The organism is Psychrobacter sp. Ps1 (assembly GCF_022129425.1).
In the GTDB taxonomy this organism is placed as follows: Bacteria; Pseudomonadota; Gammaproteobacteria; order Pseudomonadales; family Moraxellaceae; genus Psychrobacter.
The window spans coordinates 72,361-92,980 of sequence record NZ_JADQAN010000007.1; the positions used below are offsets into that span (position 1 = coordinate 72,361).

Here is a 20,620-nt window from a genome sequence, read left to right on the forward strand (position 1 = left end):
TAAAAACACGACAAATACTGTCGTGTTTTTTGTTTTATAGATTGCTGATTGGCGCCGCCTTAGTTAAGATGAGCGCCATTTTCATAATCCGTTGTTGTATAACCTGTCAGCCTATATAGGTTGCCTTGTCGTGATCGGCGCATTATTGATTGTTATTAATAATGACAAGTAGCCCATCACTCTCATATTGTATAAGGTAGAACCATGTCGTTTGGTGTTATATTTTTAATATTGGCCGTTGGGTTTTTGGGGCTGATTACGTTACCGAAGCTGCTACCAACACTACTGACGAAGCGCCCTGTCGTTGAGCCAGATCCAAAACCTGTGCGCGGGGATGAATTGGCTATTTGGCCATTTGCGCCGATGCCGATTATGACCGATACGGAAGTGATATTTTTTAATAAGTTAAAAAATGCGCTGCCGGAGTATCATATATTTGTCCAAGTACAGCTGTCACGGATCATTGAAGCCAATAGTAGTGAGACATCAGAGCGTAGCTTTTGGTTCAATCGTATCTGCCGTCAGAGCGTTGACTATGTGATTGTGGATATCGATGCTCAGACTACCTTGGTCGCTATCGAGCTTGATGACTGGACGCATAGTAGCAAAGCCCGCCAAAAAGCGGATGATAAAAAAGATAAGGCACTTGCTAGTGCAGGTATTGCGATGGTGCGCTTCCATGCTGAGCGTATGCCGAGTGCCGATATGCTTAGATATGAGCTAATGCAAGTGATTGAGAGCTATTAAGCATTCTATGAAAGCTGTTCGATTGTTAAGGCTAAAACATTATCCAAGCAGTTTCATCTTAAAAATTTAGGTTAGCTAAATTTATTCATCGAGCTGGTCTGATTGCCTTGGGTAAATAACGATTGGTCGTTTACCTTCAAAATACAGACCTGTTTTAGGTAGCTCGCTATCTGACCAAAATATCGGCTGCTGCCGACCATCATAAGCAGTTCGCCCATCATAAAAGTCGCGCTTGGTGAACCATTCAATATAATGCGCGGCTCGCAAATCTGTATTGTCAATCGTTGCAAGACCTGCCATGTCCCTTTTATCGCACCACTCATGTATTGGAAAACTCGGCGTTAGCCAATATGGCCAATCATAATCGCCGCAATTAGCTGTGTTAATCGGTAAAAAGAATCGGCCTTTGATCACACCATAACGCTTATCGATTTTTACCTGTCCGTGGTTTTCTGTATCTACCCACACCGCTCGAAACTGCTTGGTTTGCATGTGCGTCATTTTACGCTGTAGATTGTCATTGGAATTGATTCCAACCCAGTTCACGGGCTCAAAAGGTGCTGACCCCATAAAAAACTTAATGGCTAGCTCCCAATGTTCAACCAGCTGTTCTGCATGGTTATACAAAATCAAATCAAGCTCACCAGTCGTCTGCTTACCATTATAGAGCTGCACATTGCTAGCCAGTGTTTCATACGGATGCAGCTTGCGTGCAAATCCATCCTCTAACCAAAATGACAGTAAACCTTCAAAATGAAAACCCAGCCGATTGGGACTGGGGCGTTTGAGCAAATAGCGAGTCAGTTCTTGATAGGCGGCAGTGGTGTCTAGCTCTGTTAATCGCTTCTCATACGCCTCAAACTGCGTCTGCCAAAATTGTGCGCTATGCACGGCAACGGTATGTGTATTTTGATGCGGAGCAAAGTCTAGCCACTGTGTCAAAACATTGGGACACGACAGTACATAAGCCAAATCGCGCACATAAGGTCGGCGGTAACGTTCCCAAGGTGCATTATCTATGAGGTGATTAAATGTGGGCTGATTGACAGGCTCGGACATAGTATAAACCAGTGTGAAGGTGTAGCATTTACCCTAACGGCTCGCTCTATAAAAGTCTATAGATGACAAGTATCCGCTAGGGCAGTGCTCAGTTTTTTGGCTCAAAACAGGATATTAATGTGATGGATATGAATGCTGATATCAGGCGGTGATAGTAAGTAAGGCAATAGAATGCTAAGTACCGTTTTTAGTATTGGCAGTAGCCGTTTTGATAAGTTGCTAGTCACGTTATGCGGTGGCTGTTGTTCTAGATTAAGTGGGGTGTGATCTTTCTGGGTCATTGTCTAGCTCCATATTTACCGTAACTTGATTGATACGGCTGGTATGGATCAGACTAAGTTAAAGAATAGTATTTGTCGTTTCTATAGAACTTTTGATAATTTCTAATAGCTATTTATTAGGGCGTAAGCCTTTGTTGTAAATAGACTTTGGCTTCTGAATATTTCTTTTTTAAAGTGCTTTCTGATATGCCACTAATACCTTTGTACTTAGTTAAAATAGTTCGCGTCAGTAGTTCTTGAGTATAGTTCTTTTTAGCAGCATCTTTTATACAATGCATGACTGCTCCTAGTATCAACAAGCTATCGCCTTGCCCTTCTTTGTTGCTAATATTGATTGGAGTGCGCGCTTGTTCTAATTGATTTTTAAGAGAAACTATCTCTTGTTCTTGCTGTTCAATAGTAGCTCTAGCAGCGTCAAGCTTCTGGTAAGTCTCAGCATCTCTCTCAGGATTATCTTTTATTATGTTTGGAACACCCATTGAGTTAGTGTTGTTTGATATATTACTATTAGTTGATATAACTTCTTGAAATAAATTATCTAATTCTATTTTTGGAATTCGAATATCTCTTGAAGAAAGAAGAATACTACTATGTAAGTAATAATGTATTTCATGATTCTGAGGGTTAGATACAGTGTCACCATACTTTGAAATATAACGATCTATTTCAACTTGTTCTTCATTTATAAGTATTTTTTTCAAAAATTTTGTATTTACATGATAATGATCATTAGTATGAATATTATGAACTTCTCGGTATATTGGAACTCTCACTGGTTCATTAGTATAAAGGTCCTCATCGTACTCGACTTCCTCTATTTCTTCTTGCAACATCCCATAATAATGGAATAAAACTGCCACATTATTTTGAGTGTTCAAGTCATAGATTTTAGAATATAACCTTCTATATTCGTGCTGTTTTTCCAAATTGTATTTGTATCCGTATTCTTCCAAATATATAGCTACGTCTTCAATAGACAGAAAAACCTCAGCCAAAATATTCATCACTTCAATCTCAAAAATAGCTATATAGCTTTTTATTTTAACTGATATCAACAAAAAAAAGCCAACCATTGAAAACAATGATTGGCTTTTCTCTATTACTGCTATGTTTGGTCGGAACGGCAGGATTTGAACCTGCGACCACTACACCCCCAGTGTAGTGCGCTACCAGACTGCGCTACGCCCCGAGTGACTGACTATTTTACGCAAAATTATGTATATTGCAAGGGCTATTTCTAGCAGCCAAAATCTACAATATTATTCTGCCTAGCATAGTCAGTATAATCGCTTAGCAGTCAATGTTAACCCAATAATTCTTTTAGAATTTGGTTCACTTGCTGTGGGTTAGCACTACCGCGACTGGCTTTCATGACCTGACCGACTAGACCGTTAAAGGCTTTTTCCTTACCGCCGCGATACTCTTCTACCATCGCTTCATTTTTTGCGATGACTTCTTCGACCATCGCTTTGATAGCGCCAGTATCGGTTTCTTGCTTGAGGCCTTTGTCTTTGATGATTTTATCTGCTGCATCATCGCCATCGCCGCCTTCGCGCTCATATAGGGCACTAAAGACTTTTTTGGCCAATTTGCCAGATAGCGTGTCATCTTTGATACGCTTGAGCATGCCAGCCAATTGTTTGGCGCTGATAGGAGAGTCGATGATGTCAGTGTCATCTTTGTTCAGTGCGCCGAGTAAGTCGCCCATGACCCAGTTGCCAGCCATTTTGGCATCTTGCTGTCCGATTTCAGCCACTACATCTTCGAAATAGTCAGCAATTTGACGACTACCAGTTAAGATACGAGCGTCATATTCTGATAGACCCAGCGCTTCTTCAAAGCGTGCACGGCGAGCGACAGGTAGCTCTGGCATGGCTGCTTTGATCGCGTCAACGGTATGCTGCTCAATTCGGACAGGTAGCAAGTCAGGATCAGGGAAGTAGCGATAGTCGTTGGCGTCTTCTTTGGTACGCATGGTGCGTGTTTCATCACGCTCTGGATCATATAGCATGGTTGCTTGTACGACTTTGCCGCCATCTTCCAAGATATCGATTTGACGTTCGATTTCACGATTGATAGCACGTTCGATAAAGCGGAACGAGTTTAGGTTTTTTAGCTCAGTACGCGTACCGAGATCAGCGCCTGGCTTGCGCACAGAGACGTTACAGTCACAGCGGAATGAGCCTTCGGCCATCACTGCGTCTGAGATACCTAGCCAAGTAACTAGCTGATGGATGGCTTTGATGTAGGCAAGTGCTTCGTGAGCTGAGCGCATGTCTGGCTCAGAGACGATTTCGATTAGTGGCGTACCAGCACGGTTCAAATCCACACCAGTCATACCGTCGACTGCGTCATGGACAGATTTACCTGCATCTTCTTCTAGATGCGCGCGGGTGATACCCATACGTTTAGGGTATTCGTTCTTTTCGCCTTCATTGACCACGACATCGATATAGCCTTCACCCACGATAGGATTAGCCATCTGAGTGATTTGATAGCCTTTAGGCAGGTCAGGGTAGAAGTAGTTTTTACGGTCAAACGTATTAAACAGACCTAGCTCAGCATTGACACCGATACCGAATTTTAGCGCACGATCGACCACACCAGCATTTAACACTGGTAATACGCCAGGCAAACCTAGATCGACGATACTTGCTTGACTGTTTGGCTCATGACCAAAGTCAGTCGGCGCACTTGAGAAGATCTTACTTTCCGTATTTAGCTGGCAGTGAATCTCGATACCGATGACCACTTCATAGCCATCGACAAATAGCTCTTTACGCACGGAGTGTTCACGGACGGCATTGTTATCAGTAGTAACTGTACTCATTATACCGTCTCCTTTGCGATGGTAGAGTGTTGTAGGTGATGATCAGTATGCTGCTGGAACAGATGCGCAGTCGTGAGCAGTTGACTCTCTTGCCAGTGCTTACCGATTAATTGCAAGCCAATAGGTAGGCCTTCAGTCGTCAAACCAACTGGCTGACTGAGGGCAGGTAGACCTGCTAGGTTGACCGCGATGGTATAAACGTCACCTAAATACATCGTTGCAGGATCTAGGTTGTCAGTAAGCTTGTAAGCTGCCGTCGGTGCAGTTGGGCTAGCAATCACATCACAGCTAGCAAATGCTTCATCAAAGTCTTTGACGATTAAGCGGCGAATCTTCTGTGCTTTGGTATAGTAAGCATCGAAATAACCAGCTGATAGCGCATACGTTCCTGTCAAGATACGGCGTTGTACTTCAGGGCCAAAGCCTTCAGAACGTGAGCGCGTGTATAGGTCGATAAGGTCGGTTGGGTTCTCACAGCGATAGCCAAAACGTACGCCATCGAAGCGTGATAGGTTTGATGATGCTTCAGCAGGCGCTAGCATGTAGTAAGTGGCAAGCGTGATCTCAGGATCAGTGATGTTCACTTCTACAATCGTTGCGCCCAGCTCTTCGTACTTCTTTAAAGCGGCACGTGCTGCTTGCTCGACTTCGCTATCAAGTCCTGTGCCGAAGTATTCTTTGGCCACACCAATACGCAAGCCAGCAAATGGTTTGTCACCAGCAGCGGCTTCTGCATCGTTGATGTCTTGTACATAGTCAGGCATGTCATATTTGATAGAAGTCGCATCGCGTGGATCGTGACCAATCATTGGCTGGAGTAGGTAGGCGCAATCTTTAGCGCTGCGTCCCATGCTACCCGCTTGATCCAGACTTGAGGCGTAGGCAATCATACCAAAGCGTGACACACGGCCATAAGTAGGTTTGATACCTGTTAGGCCACAAAATGAAGCAGGCTGACGAATAGAGCCACCCGTATCACTACCGGTAGCAACAGGGACAAAACCAGCGGCAACGGCGGCAGCACTACCACCTGACGAGCCACCAGGGACGCGCTCTAGGTTCCAAGGGTTCTGTACGGTGCCGTAGTAAGAGCTACTGTTGTCTGAGCCCATCGCAAACTCGTCCATATTGAGCTTACCTAAGCTGATCATGCCAGCTTTATCGATGTTAGAAACGATAGTCGCGTCATATGGTGAGACAAAGTTATGTAGCATCTTTGAGCCACAAGTGGTCAGTACGCCTTGGGTACAAAAGATATCTTTGTGCGCCATTGGTACGCCAAGTAGTGGACGTTGGTCGCCCTGTGCACGCATCTCGTCTGCCGCTTTTGCTTGTGCGCGTGCTGTCTCAGAAGTATGGGTGATAAAGCTGTTAATCTTGCTGTCTAGCGCGTCGATACGCTTAATGTAGTGTTCGGTTAATTCTGCGCTGCTAAATTGTTTGTTTTGCAAGCCAGTAATGAGCTGCTCGGTACTTAATAAATGAAGTTCAGACATAAGGTGTCGTCCGTCAAAATGTTAATAGCATAAAATAAAATAGGATAATGGCAAATGCGTAATTGTGTTATTCAGCCACTATTATTCAATCACCTGAGGCACTAGATATAAGCCTTCTTCTACGGCAGGCGCAACTGACTGATTACGCTCACGATTGATATCGTGTTTTGCCACATCAGCACGCAGCTCTTGGCAAGCTTCATGGATATTAGCTAGTGGCTTGATGTCTGTCGTATCAACGTTAGATAGCGTATTCATCAGTTTTAATACTTTACTGATATCATCAGCATAGCTATCGGCTGTACTTTCATCGACACCTAAGCGGGCAAGGTTGGCAACTTCTAGGATTTCTTCACGGCTGACGTTGCTGTCAGACGTTGCTGGCTGATGAGACATAGTTTCTCCAGTTAAGGACAGTTTTTGTTAGAGTAGTTGATTACGAAAAGGAAAATACGTAAGCGTTAAAATAGAAACAATTAAAATATAAACAAATAGTAAGTGGGCTTATTATAAAGCATCTGACTCAAGTTTACAGAGCATGACGCTTGATTGATGCACAATCTCAACCAACAGGCTGAATTGATAAAGACGTAATATTAAATAAGATATGGTGTCAGACAAGCCATAATGCCAATTAAGACACAATGATTTACAGAGAATTGCAAAACTGACCCCCTAATTCATCATTGTTCCTCAATTGCTCTCCAATTAGCTTCTAAAATACGTTACAGTATGCATCTGCTATTAAGCAAAACATTCATCTGCCTGTAGAGCCTTGTTAGTTATCAGATTAAATGATGTTTCATTGAGTTGAATGATATTCACTACTATTTCAAACTTTGTAACAACTTTTGGCGTCTAAGACAAAAATCCTTACTTACTGATGCAAATATCTATGTTTTTTTGAGCTAAATCGGTATAATTTAGCTCAGTTTTTTCATTTCATCATTATTGTTTGAATTTTGACTTGTTGGGATGATTAACTGTTGCCACAAGTAATGTTTAACGACGACCTGCTCAACACTGACGAGTAACACCTCAGTCAATCTCATTCGCCTCATTCGTAAGACGCTGGATATATTAGTCATGAACCTGTTTGGATTTTTATCAAATAATATCGCTATCGACCTCGGTACTGCGAACACCCTAATCTTTATTCCTAATAAAGGCGTCGTGCTTGACGAGCCTACGGTGGTCGCGTTACGAAGCAATCGTACTCAGAACCCGACCGTCGCCGCTGTTGGTATCGATGCCAAGCAGATGCTAGGTCGTACGCCTGCGAACATCACAGCGATTCGCCCGTTAAAAGACGGTGTGATTGCTGATTTTGAAGTGACGCAAAAAATGCTTAAGCACTTTATCGCTAAAGTAAAAGCCAAGCGTTTTATGGCACAGCCTAACGTCGTGGTTTGTGTACCATGTAAGTCTACTCTAGTTGAGCGCAAGGCGATTCGTGAGGCAGTATCATCAGCAGGTGCAAGCAAAGTACTATTGCTAGAAGAGCCAATGGCTGCGGCTATCGGTGCTGGTATGCCAGTTCATGAAGCCAGTGGTTCTATGGTTGTGGATATCGGTGGTGGTACAACTGAGATTGCTGTTATCGCCCTGTCTGGTTGCGTATATGCTGAGTCGATTCGTATCGGTGGTGATATGTTTGATGAAGCGATCATCACTCATGTACGCCGTACGCATGGTTGTGTCATCGGTGAGACGACTGCTGAGCGTATCAAAAAAGAAGTCGGTTCTGCATTGAATGAAGACAGCCAACTAGAAGTAGAAGTTCGTGGTCGTAGCATGGCAGAAGGTGTGCCAAAGACCTTTACTGTCAATTCAGAAGAAGTGCAAAAAGCGTTGACTGATCCATTGAGCGGTATTGTTAGCGCTGTAAAAGTAGCACTTGAGCAGACTCCGCCAGAGCTATCATCAGATATCGCTGAGCGTGGCATTGTATTGACAGGTGGCGGCGCACTATTACGTGACTTAGACAAACTTATCTCACAAGAGACCGGTTTGCCAGTGACGGTAGCAGAAGATCCATTAACCTGCGTTAGCCGTGGTGGTGGTATCGCGCTTGATTTCATCAATAACAAAAGTTTAAACATGATTTTTGTTTAAGTCATCTTTATCCTTAATTGCTATATAGTCTTGGCAATATATGATGATGTATGTGAATGATGAAACTATAAGTATAGTCGGTTCAAGATAATTTGGATACAGAAAAGCCGAGCGAAAGTACTACAAGTATTAGGCTGAGCGTGACTGACACTGTATCCAATTTATAGAAAATTGACTATATATAAAATTAAAGGTAGCCGATTGTGCTACCTTTAATTGCATTCATTTGTGCTAGAACCCCATATCCTCGATAAACACTCATGCTGTAAATAAGTGCTATTGTTCATTTTAGAATCCTTAAATCAGACGACTTATGACTCCAAGTATTTTTGCGCGCCAGCCGTTATCACTTCGTAAGACTGTTATCGTATTGATAGCAGCCTTAATCTTGATGTGGTTTGATAGCAAAAACTCTGATTGGTTCAAGCCAGTACGTAGCACCAGTCATGCCGCCATGCAGCCAATCTATGAGCTGTCTCTATTACCAAGCTATGCCAAGCATTGGGCTGGTGGTAGTCTGCAATCAAAAGAAGCATTGCGTCGCGAAAACATGCAGCTAAAGTCGCAATTGATACACGCGCATGCCAAGCTACAACAGCAAGATTATATTTTGGCGCAGAACGCACGCCTGCAAGGTATCTTATCTACCACTAAGCCCGAGCAGTTCGATCTTAATTTGGCGCAAGTCATCGGCACAGATACCAACTTGCTCAGACAGATTGTCGTACTTAATAAAGGTGAGCAGGACGGTGTGCAAGTTGGGCAAACGGTCATCGATGAAGACGGTGTATTAGGACAGATTATCAATGTCTATCCGAATACTAGCCGTTTGTTGTTGATTACAGATGAGCAGCAGTCAGTTGCGGTTACTGTTAAGCGTACTGGTCAGCGCGCCATCGTTACAGGCCAAGGTATCCCATCTTCATTGAGTCTCAATTACGTCTTCAAAACATCGGATGTGCGGGTAGGTGATGAGCTAGTGTCGTCAGGATTGGGCGGACGTATTCCGGCAGGTTATCGAGTAGGGCGTATCGCGCATGTCAAAGACGAGCAAACCGATAACTTTAGAACGATCGAAGTTACTCCAGCAGCCAACTTTATCGACAATGCCTATGTTTTAATACTTCAAGACAAGCTGCTAAACGAGAACAATGCTGCTGCTATTGCTCCGTAGATAACGACGTAAGCCAAGGTATTGACGGCTAACTAGCTGGTTTATTAATGTTTTAAAGCTCTGTCCACTTATGGTATTCACCTTGCCAATATCCAATCGACAATATAACCGCAACCATCAAACACTCGCTAAGGTAAGTACCCATGTCGTATCCTGATTCTGAGAATGCCACGGTACTATTGATAGTTGTGATTGTTCTGAGTTTCATCGCTGCATCATCACTCAATGTCTATCCACTAAGCCCAAGCATGGCCACACTGCGTCCCATGGTCATGATCATGGTGCTGATCTATTGGTTATTGTTTCAGCCGCGCTATGTCGGTATTTTTACCGCATTTACAGTTGGGCTAATTGCTGATTTATTGATGGATACCCATTTAGGGCAGCAAGCGTTCGCCGCTGTTGTGGTTGCACTGGTTATCAAAATTACCAGTATCTATGTCAGACAGCTGAATACCGTTAGTGCGTGGCTGATTGCTAGTCTAGGGCTGATTGTCTTTCAGTTAAATCTATGGATACTACAGATGTTTATTCAAAACGTCTTTGTTGCTCAGTCTGCTTTGTCATTGTTTATGAGTATCATTAGCTGGCCACTCGTACTGTTTGCTTTACGCAAGTTTTCACGTTGATAAATTATCAGTTATCAAGATTACTTTGTTTAACAGCTTAGCTTGCTCTGTATACAATACTGTACAACCACACACATCATAAATTTATAAATGAAGAGAAGATTGATGGATATCGTTTTGGCGTCTGGCTCTCCGCGTCGTCGTGAGCTACTAGAAAGAGCGCAACTAGACTTTACTATCTTAAGTGTAGATATCGACGAGACGCCGTTAGATAATGAGTCGCCAACAGACTATATAGAACGCATGATTGCAACCAAAGCTGATGCCGCGATACAACAGTTAAGTGACACGTCTCAAGCAAATCACGAGAGCCCTACATCACCGTTTATTATTTTGACTTCTGATACCATCGGTGTACTGTCGGATGGTAAGACAGTATTGGTCAAACCCGTCGATCGCGAGCACGCATATAGTATGTGGCAGCGTATGTCTGATAACGTCCACGAAGTATGGACTGCCGTTCAAGCGACTCAAGTACAGCTATTGCCCAAAGTAGAACGAAGCCCCTCAGAACCTACACAGTGCTTGCAAATTATCAACCAACAGCGAATTACTGAGCGTACGGAAGTGACTTTTATACCTCTGACGACACAGATGATGAGCGACTATTGGGACAGTGGCGAACCCGCTGATAAAGCTGGTGGATATGGCATTCAAGGACTGGGTGCGGCGTGGGTCAGTCGTATCAACGGTAGCTACACCAATGTTGTTGGTCTGCCACTGGCACAAACACTGGCACTAATCAAAGACATGACAGAAGGCAGTATGGACACAGTCAACCCGTCATAATGGGATATGCACATAATGACACGGTAGGGTAATGGGCAAGAGCAAGTCGCATTTGTTACACTGTCAATCTAATAGGCGATGACCGTCTAATAAGAAAGCTGAGAGATAAGAGAAAAACTATGTCCGAAGAGCTGCTGATTAATATTAGTCCAATGGAATCCCGTGTTGCGGTTTTAGACAATGGTATTTTGGGCGAGATTTATATTGAACGACATCACAAACTGGGGTTGGTCGGCAATATCTATCTGGGGACGGTCGTACGCGTCCTTCCTGGTATGCAGGCAGCCTTCGTAGATATTGGTCAATCACGGACCGCATTTCTACATGTCAACGATATGCAGCGTGAACCACGACCCGTTGTAGAAAAAAACAAAGCGGCTAAGGCCACTAAGCACGAGATAAATGAGGACGATGCAACTACCAACGCTGCTGCTGATAGCTTGGCTGTGACACCGCCTGTTGTCAGTGCGCAAAGCACAGAAATAGTACCAGCGTCTAAAACATTGATTCAGCATCGCCTACATGAAAGTCAGCGTATTTTGGTACAGGTAACCAAAGATCAGTTAGGGAGCAAAGGTGCTCGTCTAACGACCAACATCTCACTACCATCACGTTATCTAGTATATTTACCATCGAGTGATCATATTGGTATATCGCAGCGTATCGATGGTGAAGAAGAGCGTAGCCGATTAAAGACCGAACTTAGTAGCCTAATGCAGACGGTCAATCTAAAAGGTGGACTGATTGCCCGTACCGCTGCTGAGCGTGTGCCTGTCGATAAGCTAGAAGAGGACATCTATTATCTATTGCAGCTATGGCGTACTATCTGTGCTCGTCGCCAAGAGATTAATCATCATCAGAGCTCAGAGCTGATCTATCAAGAACTGTCATTACCATTACGTTCTATCCGTGACTTGGTTCACGCTGATACCGAAAAAGTCATCATTGATAATACGCAGATTTATGAGCAAGTCAGATATTTTGCCAAAGAGTTTGTTCCATTCGTCTATGACCGAATCGTGCACTACACCGCTGAGCAGTCGCTATTTGATGTACACCGTGTTGAGGATGACTTACGTGATGCACTAAAGCGCCGTGTCGATCTCAAGTCTGGTGGTTATCTGATTATCGATCAGACCGAAGCTATGACCACGATCGATGTCAATACAGGTTCTTTTGTGGGTGGTCGCTCATTAGAGGATACGGTTTACAAGACTAATCTAGAAGCCACACATGCTATCGCTCGTCAACTGCGACTACGTAATCTAGGCGGCATTATCATTCTAGATTTTATCGATATGCTTGAGCAACAGCATAAAGATGACGTGCTTGAGAGCTTACAGGCGCAGCTTACCCAAGATTATGCAAAGACCAAGATTACGCAGGTTAGTGAGCTTGGCTTAGTAGAGATGACACGCAAACGCACTCGTGAATCACTGGGTCAGCAGCTTTGCGAGCCGTGCTCAACTTGTCAAGGACGCGGGTTTGTCAAAACCGCAGAGACCGTTTGCTTTGAGATTTTCCGTGAGATTATGCGCTGCGCCCGCACTTATAATTCTCCTAAAAAGTTCACAGTGGTGGCTCATGCGGCAGTCATTGACTTACTGCTTACAACAGAGTCAGACACAGTGGCCGATTTAGAGTATCTACTGGGTAGGGTGATTACTTTTGATGTAGAGAACCTATATACCCAAGAGCAGTATGATATTGTTTTAGATTAATATTATTCAAAACAAATGATAATTTTAGATGAAAATATTTGTTTGGTTAATGGCCAGTATAAGAAGGAGCATCTCTAATGATACTAGAGATTGCTCTTGCAATACCTAAAATACTATGTATAATATACACCACTGAATTATATATGCGCAGCTGAATAAAAAAAGCTGGCGCTATGACAGCTAGAGCATCGTTTCTAGCACTATTTCATTATGCCTTTGCTACTTTCCATTTAATAGGAGGGTTGGCGGGGCTTTAAACTATTTTGCTTTTGGCACGCTATAAGTTCGGATAAAGAACTCATTCTGGTTAAGAACAGAAGGCCGCTTTAAGTGAATATTTAACCAAACTGCTTTTGATCATGGTCTTGCGACGCAAGAATGACAAAGGCACATATTAGGAGCTTGCTGGCATGGCTAACCAGAGAATCCGTATCCGTCTTAAGTCTTTTGATCATCGTCTGATTGATCAATCTGCACAAGAGATTGTTGATACTGCAAAGCGCACCGGTGCGCAAGTTTGTGGTCCTGTACCGTTGCCGACTCGCATTGAGCGCTTCAACGTTCTAACCTCACCACACGTTAACAAAGACGCTCGTGACCAGTACGAAATCCGTACTCATAAGCGTATGGTTGATATCGTTCAGCCAACTGACAAAACTGTGGATGCGCTAATGAAATTAGATTTAGCGGCGGGTGTTGACGTTCAAATTGCTTTGGGTTAATGCACATTAAACACCCAACCCATTAATATAAGATATAAAGAGGTCTAAAATGGCGATCGGTTTAGTCGGTAAAAAGTGCGGCATGACCCGTGTCTTCACTGAAACAGGCGCATCTATCCCTGTAACAGTTGTTGAGGTCGATGCAAACCGCATTACTCAAGTAAAAAATACTGATGTAGATGGTTATCAAGCCATCCAAATTACCACAGGTACTCGTCGTGACAGCCGCGTAACAGCTGCACAAAAGGGTCACTTCGCTAAAGCTGGTGTTAAAGCTGGCCGTGGTGTTTGGGAATTCCGTGCCAACGAAAGCGATCTTGAAGGTCGTGAGATTGGCGGCGAGATTCTAGCTGACTTGTTCGAACAAGGTCAGATGGTTGATGTGACAGGACAGAGCAAAGGTAAAGGTTTCCAAGGCCCTGTTAAGCGTCACAACTTTAGTATGCAAGATGCTACTCATGGTAACTCAGTGTCTCATCGTGCGCATGGTTCAACTGGTCAAAACCAGTCACCAGGTAAAGTATTCAAAGGCAAGAAGATGGCGGGTCAGATGGGTAACAAACGTGTTACCGTTCAGGGCCTAGAAGTGATTTCGGTTGATGCCGAAAAAGGGTTACTTGTCATCAAGGGTGCTATCCCAGGTGCCACCGGTGGCGATGTTATCGTACGTCCGTCAGTCAAAGCCTAAGCAAGGGGATTAACGTGGATTTAAAAACAGTTACAGGTGCGGCGGTTGAGCTTTCTGATACGGCATTTGGTCGTGAATTCAACGAAGCACTAGTGCATCAAGTCGTCACCGCTTATTTAGCTGGTGCTCGCCAAGGTACACGCGCACAAAAAACACGTGCCGAAGTTTCTGGCGGTGGTATTAAGCCATGGCGCCAAAAAGGTACTGGTCGCGCTCGTGCGGGTTCTATTCGTAGCCCAATCTGGCGTTCAGGTGGTCGTGCATTCGCTGCAAAACCACAAGATTGGTCACAGAAAGTAAACCGTAAAATGTATCGCGGTGCGATGCAGTGCATCCTAGCAGAATTGATTCGTCAAGAGCGTCTGATTTTGGTAGAAGAGTTGAGCGTTTCTGGGCCGAAAACCAAAGAACTGATTGCTAAGTTAAACGATTTGAATGCACCTCGTGCACTAATCGTTACTAAAGAAGTTGATGAAAACTTATACTTAGCTGCTCGCAACATTCCACACGTCAATGTACTTGGTACAAATGAAGTGGACCCAGTGAGCTTGATCGCATTTGATAAAGTGATCATGTCAGTTGAAGCTGCGAAACAATTTGAGGAAGCACTAGCATGAATAACGCAAGACTTTATCAGGTCTTAAGAGGGCCTGTATTCTCAGAAAAATCTCAAATGCTTGGCGACTCACTTGGTGTGCAGGTATTTAAAATTGATTCTAATGCTACTAAGCTTGAAGTCAAGAAAGCAGTTGAGTTGATGTTTGAAGGTGTTGAAGTTACTAAAGTAAACACTTTGAATGTTAAAGGTAAGACAAAGCGTTTTGGTAAAAGCATTGGCCGTCGTAACGACTACAAAAAAGCCTATGTTACCTTAAAAGCTGGTCAAGATGTACAAATGGCTGATGCTGGTGAAGAAGTAGCGAATACTACTGATTCTACTAGTGAAACAGCGAATAACGAATAAGGATTACACTCATGCCTATCGTAAGAGCAAAGCCAACATCACCAGGCCGTCGTTTTGTTGAAAAAGTAGTGCATCCACACCTGTACAAAGGTCGTCCGTTTGCAGCACTTCTAGAATCAAAAAGCAAGTCAGGTGGTCGTAACAATAATGGCCGCATTACTACTCGTCACATTGGCGGTGGTCATAAGCAACATTATCGCATTATCGATTTCAAACGTACTAAAGACAATATCCCAGCAACGGTAGAGCGTATTGAATACGATCCTAACCGTACTGCTCATATTGCTCTACTTAAGTATGCTGATGGCGAACGTCGTTACATTATCGCTGCTAAGAAACAAGTAGTTGGTGATACAGTAATGTCAGGCGAGACTTCTCCAATTCGTCCAGGTAACTGCTTACCGCTAAAAAACATCCCATTGGGTACTGTGATTCACAATATCGAACTTAAAATCGGTAAAGGTGCACAGATGGCTCGTTCTGCGGGTGCTAGCGTTCAGTTACTAGGTCGTGACGGTGTTTATGCTATTCTACGTATGCGTTCTGGCGAAACTCGCCGTGTACACGTAAATTGCCGCGCTGTTATTGGTGAAGTTTCTAACACTGAAAACAACTTGAAATCACTTGGTAAAGCCGGTGCTTCACGTTGGCGTGGTGTTCGTCCTTCTGTTCGTGGTGTCGCTATGAACCCGGTTGATCACCCACACGGTGGTGGTGAAGGTCGTAACAAAGGTCGCCATCCAACCAGCCCTTGGGGTCAGAAGTCTAAAGGACTTAAAACGCGTCACAATAAGCGTACTGACAACATGATCATCCGCCGTCGCGCCAAGAAGAAATAAAGGAAGAATTTCATGCCTCGTTCATTGAAAAAAGGTCCATTCATAGACGCGCACTTGTTTGCTAAAGTTGAGAATGCATTAGACACCAACTCACGCAAGCCAATTAAGACTTGGTCGCGCCGCTCGATGATTCTGCCACAAATGGTTGGCCTAACTTTATCTGTTCACAACGGCCGTACTCATGTACCGGTTATCGTGAGCGAGCAGATGGTTGGTCATAAACTAGGTGAATTTGCCCCGACTCGTACGTATCGTGGTCACGGCATTGACAAAAAAGCTAAGAGATAAGGTGCTTACCATGGAAGTAACTGCAAAATTACGCGGTGCCGCCATATCGGCACAAAAAGTTAGACTCGTTGCTGATGAAGTTCGTGGCAAATCTATTGAGCGTGCTTTGGATATCCTAACGTATAGCAATAAAAAAGGCGCTGTGTTTGTTAAGAAATGCCTTAACTCAGCCATCGCCAATGCCGAACATAATCACGGCTTAGATATTGACGACCTAAAAGTCGCTACTATCTATGTTGATGAAGGCATTACGCTAAAACGTATCCTACCACGTGCCAAAGGCCGTGCTGATCGTATCAGCAAGCGTACTTGTCACATCACTATAAAGGTAGGAGAATAAGTTATGGGTCAAAAAGTACATCCAATCGGAATTCGTCTTGGTGTTGTAAAAAAGCATAACGCAAACTGGTATGCTAACCCTAAACAATACTCAGAATACCTAATCAACGACATTCAAGTTCGTGAATATCTACGCAAAAAGCTAGATAACGCTATGATCAGCAACATCATGATCGAGCGTCCTACTGGCGCTGCTAAGATTACCATCGCCACTGCGCGTCCTGGTATTGTTATCGGTAAGAAAGGCGAAGATATCGAAAGACTTCAAAAAGAATTGACCAAAATTATGGGCGTACCTGCTCAGGTCAACATTGAAGAAATCACGTCACCTGACCTTGATGCACGTTTGGTAGCAGACGGCATCGGTAGCCAGCTTGAGCGTCGTGTTATGTTCCGTCGTGCGATGAAACGCGCAGTACAGAACAGCATGCGTTCTGGTGCTAAAGGTATCAAGGTTGAGCTGTCTGGCCGTCTAGGCGGTGCTGAGATTGCTCGTAGTGAATGGTACCGTGAAGGTCGTGTGCCATTGCATACACTCCGTGCTGATATTGACTACTCGTCAATTCGTGCAGAGACAACTTACGGCACCATCGGTGTTAAAGTTTGGATTTTCCGTGGCGAAATCCTTGACGGTATGAACAGTGTATATAATCCCGTCAAAGAAGAGCAGACTCGTGCGCCAAAACGCCGTGGTCGTGGAAACCGTCGAAACTCAGACAGAGGTTAAACTATGTTACAGCCAAAACGTACCAAGTTTCGTAAAATGCACAAAGGTCGTAACACTGGGCTAGCTCATCGTGGAAGCACCGTTGCATTCGGACAAATTGGTCTAAAATCATTGACGCGTGGTCGTATGACAGCTCGTCAAATCGAAGCAGCACGTCGTACCATCACTCGTAAAATTAAGCGTGGCGGTAAGATTTGGATTCGTGTATTCCCAGACAAGCCTATTACCAACAAACCATTAGAAGTACGTATGGGTAAAGGTAAAGGTCCAGTCGAGTATTGGGTATGCGAAATCAAGCCTGGTAAAGTGCTATATGAAATTGAAGGGGTGCCAGAAGAGCTTGCACGTGAAGCTTTCACGCTTGCTGCAGCAAAACTGCCCTTTAAAACTACCATTGTTAAGCGGACGATAATGTAATGAAGATCAGTGAATTACGTGATAAATCATTAGAAGAACTGACCCAGTTACTTGATGAAAAGCAACTTGATGCTTTCCGTATTCGTATGGCTAAAGCAACTGGTCAGTTGGGTAATACCCATGAAGTCAGAGGCAATCGTCGCACGATTGCTCAGCTTCAGACTTTGATCAACGAGAAACAACGAGGCGACTCATGAGCGATAACAATCAAACAGCTAATGCTAGCGTATTGACAGGACGAGTTGTCAGCGACAAGATGGACAAGTCCATCACAGTTTTGATTGAGCGTCTGGTTCGTCATCCTTTGTATGGCAAACAGCTTCGTCGTTCTACTAAAATCAAAGCACATGATGAGAACAACGTTTGCCAACAAGGCGACCTTGTCCGTATCAAAGAAACGCGTCCAATCTCAAAAACTAAGTCTTGGACTTTAGTTGATGTGGTTGAAAAAGTAGAAAAAATCTAAGTAAATTGCATTAAAAGCCAGAAGCTGTTAAAATAGCCGCCTTTTTAAGGATGCTGATTGCGCCGAGCGTATATCACTCACATTAAGAGTAAGTCGCGGTTATTTATATTAAAATGCCGTCCTACTCATTCTGTGCTAGCGGCAGCAACTGGTTTTTATTGCTCATACGTGTGGAGTAACGCTATGATTCAGGTTGAGTCAATGCTGGAAGTTGCAGACAATAGCGGTGCAAGGCGAGTTCAGTGCATTAAAGTACTGGGTGGTTCTCATCGTCGTTATGCATCAGTTGGCGACATTATTAAAGTAACGGTTAAAGAAGCCATTCCTCGTGGTCGTGTTAAAAAAGGCGACGTGATGAATGCAGTAGTTGTACGTACCAAAAAAGGCGTTCGTCGTCCAGATGGTTCTGTGTTACGTTTTGATGACAATGCTGCGGTATTGTTGAACCAAAACAAAGCGCCGATTGCAACTCGTATTTTTGGACCGGTAACTCGTGAACTACGTGGTGATCAGTTTATGAAAATTGTATCACTAGCACCAGAAGTATTGTGAGGTAATCCATGTCAAAATTACGTAAAGGCGATACAGTTATCGTGATTGCTGGGAAAGACAAAGGCAAGCAAGGTACTGTACAAGCTGTAAAAAACGATCGTATTAAAGTTGAAGGCATTAATATTGTTACTAAACATCAGAAGCCAAATCAGGCAACTGGCGTTGAAGGTGGCATTCTTAAGCAAGAAGCTTTTCTGCATATCTCAAATGTCGCAATCTTAAATGCGCAAACCCAAAAAGCAGACCGTATTACTTATCAGTTTGGCGAAGACGGCAAGAAACAACGCGTCTATCGTTCAAGCGGTGAAGTAGTGGCGACTGCGTAAGACACTAAGGGTGTAATGGTAATGGCAAGATTAAAATCTTTATATAACGATGAACTAAAGCAGCAAATCAAAGAAGAGCTTGGTTTGGCAAATGTGATGCAAGTGCCTAAAATCACTAAAATCACACTTAACATGGGTGTAGGCGGCGCGTCTCAAGACAAGAAATTGTTGGAAGGTGCTGTAGCTGATATGACCGCGATTGCTGGTCAAAAACCTGTTGTCACCAAAGCGCGTAAATCAGTTGCTGGCTTTAAGATTCGTGAAGAATGGCCAATTGGCTGTAAAGTAACGCTACGCGGTGAGCAAATGTACGAATTTTTAGATCGTCTCGTTGCCATTGCAATTCCTCGTATTCGTGATTTCCGCGGTTTTTCACCTAAAGCCTTTGACGGACGTGGTAACTACTCATTGGGTATCAAAGAACAAATCGTATTCCCAGAAGTAGATTTTGACAAGATTGATCGTATCCGTGGTATGGATGTGACAATCACCACGTCAGCTCAATCTGATGAAGAAGGTCGTGCGTTGCTTAAAGCATTCGGCTTCCCATTTAAATAAGGTAAAGACGTTATGGCAAAGAAGAGCATGATTAACCGCGAATTAAAGCGCGAAAAAATGGTTGCTAAATATGCTGAAAAGCGTATCAAGCTAAAAGAAACTATCAGTGATATGACTGCAAGTGACGAAACTCGTATGGAAGCGATGTTAGAGCTACAAGCTCTTCCACGTAACTCATCACCAGTACGTCTGCGTAATCGTTGTGCTATCACCGGTCGTCCTCACGGTTACTTCCGCAAGTTTGGCTTGTCACGCAATATGCTGCGTGAGCGTGTCATGCAAGGCGATGTGCCTGGTGTTCGTAAAGCAAGCTGGTAAGGAGTAACTATATGAGTATGCAAGATACCGTTGGGGATATGCTAACCCGTATCCGTAACGCACAAATGGCTAACAAAGTATCGGTAGCAATGCCGAGCTCTAAATTACGTAAATCAATTGCTGATTTACTAGTTAGCGAAGGTTATGTGGCTAGCGCTGTTGTTGCTGAAGAAGAAAACAACAAAGCAACCCTTACTATTGAATTGAAATATTTCGAAGGCCGTGCTGTCATCGAGACTATCCAACGTTATAGCCGTCCTGGTTTACGCCAGTTCCGCGGTAAAGACGCTATCCCTACTGTTAAGCAAGGTATGGGTGTTGCTATCGTATCTACTAGCCAAGGTATCATGAGCGATCGTGCTGCACGCGCTGCTGGTATCGGTGGTGAAATCGTCGCATTTGTAGCGTAAGCTATACGACGATGAAGTCTATTTGATGGTTGTTAGGCTTCTATTGTTTGAGTAATATTAAATTATTTCGAATTGATAGATGTCTAACACAGTCAACTATGCTAAACTAACACGCTTTTTAGCCTGTTAGTTTTTTCGCTAATATAAAGAAGTTAAATTTTTTAA

At 43.7% G+C, this 20,620-nt stretch carries 28 protein-coding genes and 1 tRNA gene; 22 read left to right on the forward strand and 7 right to left on the reverse strand.

All coding sequences use genetic code 11. The annotated features are described in order from the left end of the window. The first annotated feature begins 204 nt into the window (after positions 1-204). Entirely contained in the window at positions 205-747 is a 543-nt protein-coding gene (locus tag I3249_RS05160) for a DUF2726 domain-containing protein (protein ID WP_238068977.1), read from the forward strand. A gap of 81 nt (positions 748-828) precedes the next feature. Here the strand turns inward: I3249_RS05160 and I3249_RS05165 are convergent, their stop codons facing one another. From I3249_RS05165 to gatC, 7 genes are all read right to left on the reverse strand, one after another. Then, on the reverse strand, positions 829-1,806 hold the full coding sequence (locus tag I3249_RS05165) for a DUF1853 family protein (RefSeq protein WP_238068978.1): 978 nt from the start codon (positions 1,804-1,806) through the stop codon (positions 829-831). Positions 1,807-1,907: 101 nt separating this feature from the next. Then, a complete protein-coding gene (locus I3249_RS05170; RefSeq protein WP_238068979.1) occupies positions 1,908-2,087 on the reverse strand; it encodes a hypothetical protein in 180 nt (59 codons plus the stop codon). Positions 2,088-2,203: 116 nt separating this feature from the next. Beyond that, positions 2,204-3,169: a hypothetical protein gene (locus I3249_RS05175; protein ID WP_238068980.1), complete on the reverse strand. Its 966-nt coding sequence runs from the start codon at positions 3,167-3,169 to the stop codon at positions 2,204-2,206. Between the two features lie 30 nt (positions 3,170-3,199). Beyond that, a tRNA-Pro gene (locus tag I3249_RS05180) sits at positions 3,200-3,276 on the reverse strand. A gap of 114 nt (positions 3,277-3,390) precedes the next feature. After that, on the reverse strand, positions 3,391-4,920 hold the full coding sequence (gene gatB / locus I3249_RS05185) for an Asp-tRNA(Asn)/Glu-tRNA(Gln) amidotransferase subunit GatB (RefSeq protein WP_238069012.1): 1,530 nt from the start codon (positions 4,918-4,920) through the stop codon (positions 3,391-3,393). Beyond that, positions 4,917-6,413: an Asp-tRNA(Asn)/Glu-tRNA(Gln) amidotransferase subunit GatA gene (gene gatA / locus I3249_RS05190; RefSeq protein ID WP_238068981.1), complete on the reverse strand. Its 1,497-nt coding sequence runs from the start codon at positions 6,411-6,413 to the stop codon at positions 4,917-4,919. The genes gatB and gatA overlap by 4 nt, the downstream gene beginning before the upstream one ends. Positions 6,414-6,494: 81 nt before the next feature. Continuing rightward, the gene (gene gatC, locus I3249_RS05195) at positions 6,495-6,809 is read right to left on the reverse strand and encodes an Asp-tRNA(Asn)/Glu-tRNA(Gln) amidotransferase subunit GatC (protein WP_238068983.1); all 315 of its coding nucleotides are present in this window, start codon (positions 6,807-6,809) and stop codon (positions 6,495-6,497) included. A gap of 690 nt (positions 6,810-7,499) precedes the next feature. Here gatC and I3249_RS05200 point away from each other — a divergent pair. The 21 genes from I3249_RS05200 (at position 7,500) to rpsH (ending at position 20,455) form a co-directional block, all read left to right on the forward strand. Continuing rightward, positions 7,500-8,528 carry a rod shape-determining protein gene (locus I3249_RS05200; RefSeq protein WP_082624553.1) on the forward strand — a complete coding sequence of 343 codons (1,029 nt, stop codon included), beginning with the start codon at positions 7,500-7,502 and terminating at the stop codon, positions 8,526-8,528. Between the two features lie 313 nt (positions 8,529-8,841). Beyond that, positions 8,842-9,702, forward strand: a complete 861-nt coding sequence (gene mreC / locus I3249_RS05205; RefSeq protein ID WP_102077941.1) for a rod shape-determining protein MreC — start codon at positions 8,842-8,844, stop codon at positions 9,700-9,702. 143 nt (positions 9,703-9,845) lie between these two features. Next, entirely contained in the window at positions 9,846-10,331 is a 486-nt protein-coding gene (mreD, locus tag I3249_RS05210) for a rod shape-determining protein MreD (RefSeq protein WP_057758689.1), read from the forward strand. Positions 10,332-10,436: 105 nt separating this feature from the next. Continuing rightward, positions 10,437-11,120, forward strand: a complete 684-nt coding sequence (locus tag I3249_RS05215) for a Maf family protein (protein WP_238068985.1) — start codon at positions 10,437-10,439, stop codon at positions 11,118-11,120. 119 nt (positions 11,121-11,239) lie between these two features. Then, positions 11,240-12,841: an Rne/Rng family ribonuclease gene (locus I3249_RS05220; RefSeq protein ID WP_238068986.1), complete on the forward strand. Its 1,602-nt coding sequence runs from the start codon at positions 11,240-11,242 to the stop codon at positions 12,839-12,841. 410 nt (positions 12,842-13,251) lie between these two features. Further along, positions 13,252-13,563, forward strand: coding sequence for a 30S ribosomal protein S10 (gene rpsJ / locus I3249_RS05225; protein WP_010196670.1), 312 nt, complete (start codon positions 13,252-13,254; stop codon positions 13,561-13,563). A 49-nt stretch (positions 13,564-13,612) separates the two neighbouring features. Then, positions 13,613-14,251: a 50S ribosomal protein L3 gene (gene rplC, locus I3249_RS05230; protein WP_057758696.1), complete on the forward strand. Its 639-nt coding sequence runs from the start codon at positions 13,613-13,615 to the stop codon at positions 14,249-14,251. 14 nt (positions 14,252-14,265) lie between these two features. Next, the gene (gene rplD / locus I3249_RS05235; RefSeq protein WP_057758698.1) at positions 14,266-14,868 is read left to right on the forward strand and encodes a 50S ribosomal protein L4; all 603 of its coding nucleotides are present in this window, start codon (positions 14,266-14,268) and stop codon (positions 14,866-14,868) included. Then, on the forward strand, positions 14,865-15,215 hold the full coding sequence (gene rplW / locus I3249_RS05240; protein ID WP_057758700.1) for a 50S ribosomal protein L23: 351 nt from the start codon (positions 14,865-14,867) through the stop codon (positions 15,213-15,215). Before rplD ends, rplW begins: the two co-directional genes overlap by 4 nt. 11 nt (positions 15,216-15,226) lie before the next feature. After that, complete coding sequence (gene rplB / locus I3249_RS05245) at positions 15,227-16,054, forward strand: 50S ribosomal protein L2 (RefSeq protein ID WP_057758702.1); 828 nt, start codon at positions 15,227-15,229, stop codon at positions 16,052-16,054. Between the two features lie 12 nt (positions 16,055-16,066). Further along, positions 16,067-16,342: a 30S ribosomal protein S19 gene (gene rpsS / locus I3249_RS05250; RefSeq protein WP_010196682.1), complete on the forward strand. Its 276-nt coding sequence runs from the start codon at positions 16,067-16,069 to the stop codon at positions 16,340-16,342. A gap of 10 nt (positions 16,343-16,352) precedes the next feature. Next, positions 16,353-16,682 carry a 50S ribosomal protein L22 gene (gene rplV, locus I3249_RS05255; protein WP_021813373.1) on the forward strand — a complete coding sequence of 110 codons (330 nt, stop codon included), beginning with the start codon at positions 16,353-16,355 and terminating at the stop codon, positions 16,680-16,682. A 3-nt stretch (positions 16,683-16,685) separates the two neighbouring features. Beyond that, complete coding sequence (rpsC, locus tag I3249_RS05260) at positions 16,686-17,408, forward strand: 30S ribosomal protein S3 (protein ID WP_057758704.1); 723 nt, start codon at positions 16,686-16,688, stop codon at positions 17,406-17,408. A gap of 3 nt (positions 17,409-17,411) precedes the next feature. Then, positions 17,412-17,825: a 50S ribosomal protein L16 gene (rplP, locus tag I3249_RS05265; protein WP_010196693.1), complete on the forward strand. Its 414-nt coding sequence runs from the start codon at positions 17,412-17,414 to the stop codon at positions 17,823-17,825. Continuing rightward, entirely contained in the window at positions 17,825-18,022 is a 198-nt protein-coding gene (gene rpmC / locus I3249_RS05270) for a 50S ribosomal protein L29 (RefSeq protein ID WP_110923946.1), read from the forward strand. Before rplP ends, rpmC begins: the two co-directional genes overlap by 1 nt. After that, the gene (gene rpsQ / locus I3249_RS05275) at positions 18,019-18,291 is read left to right on the forward strand and encodes a 30S ribosomal protein S17 (protein WP_010196699.1); all 273 of its coding nucleotides are present in this window, start codon (positions 18,019-18,021) and stop codon (positions 18,289-18,291) included. The genes rpmC and rpsQ overlap by 4 nt, the downstream gene beginning before the upstream one ends. 183 nt (positions 18,292-18,474) lie before the next feature. Next, positions 18,475-18,843, forward strand: coding sequence for a 50S ribosomal protein L14 (rplN, locus tag I3249_RS05280; protein ID WP_010196702.1), 369 nt, complete (start codon positions 18,475-18,477; stop codon positions 18,841-18,843). 8 nt (positions 18,844-18,851) lie between these two features. Then, positions 18,852-19,169: a 50S ribosomal protein L24 gene (gene rplX, locus I3249_RS05285; RefSeq protein ID WP_101204866.1), complete on the forward strand. Its 318-nt coding sequence runs from the start codon at positions 18,852-18,854 to the stop codon at positions 19,167-19,169. 21 nt (positions 19,170-19,190) lie between these two features. Next, complete coding sequence (gene rplE / locus I3249_RS05290; RefSeq protein ID WP_101204865.1) at positions 19,191-19,727, forward strand: 50S ribosomal protein L5; 537 nt, start codon at positions 19,191-19,193, stop codon at positions 19,725-19,727. Positions 19,728-19,739: 12 nt separating this feature from the next. Continuing rightward, complete coding sequence (gene rpsN / locus I3249_RS05295) at positions 19,740-20,045, forward strand: 30S ribosomal protein S14 (protein WP_010196705.1); 306 nt, start codon at positions 19,740-19,742, stop codon at positions 20,043-20,045. An 11-nt stretch (positions 20,046-20,056) separates the two neighbouring features. Continuing rightward, complete coding sequence (rpsH, locus tag I3249_RS05300) at positions 20,057-20,455, forward strand: 30S ribosomal protein S8 (protein WP_101204864.1); 399 nt, start codon at positions 20,057-20,059, stop codon at positions 20,453-20,455. Positions 20,456-20,620 lie beyond the last annotated feature (165 nt).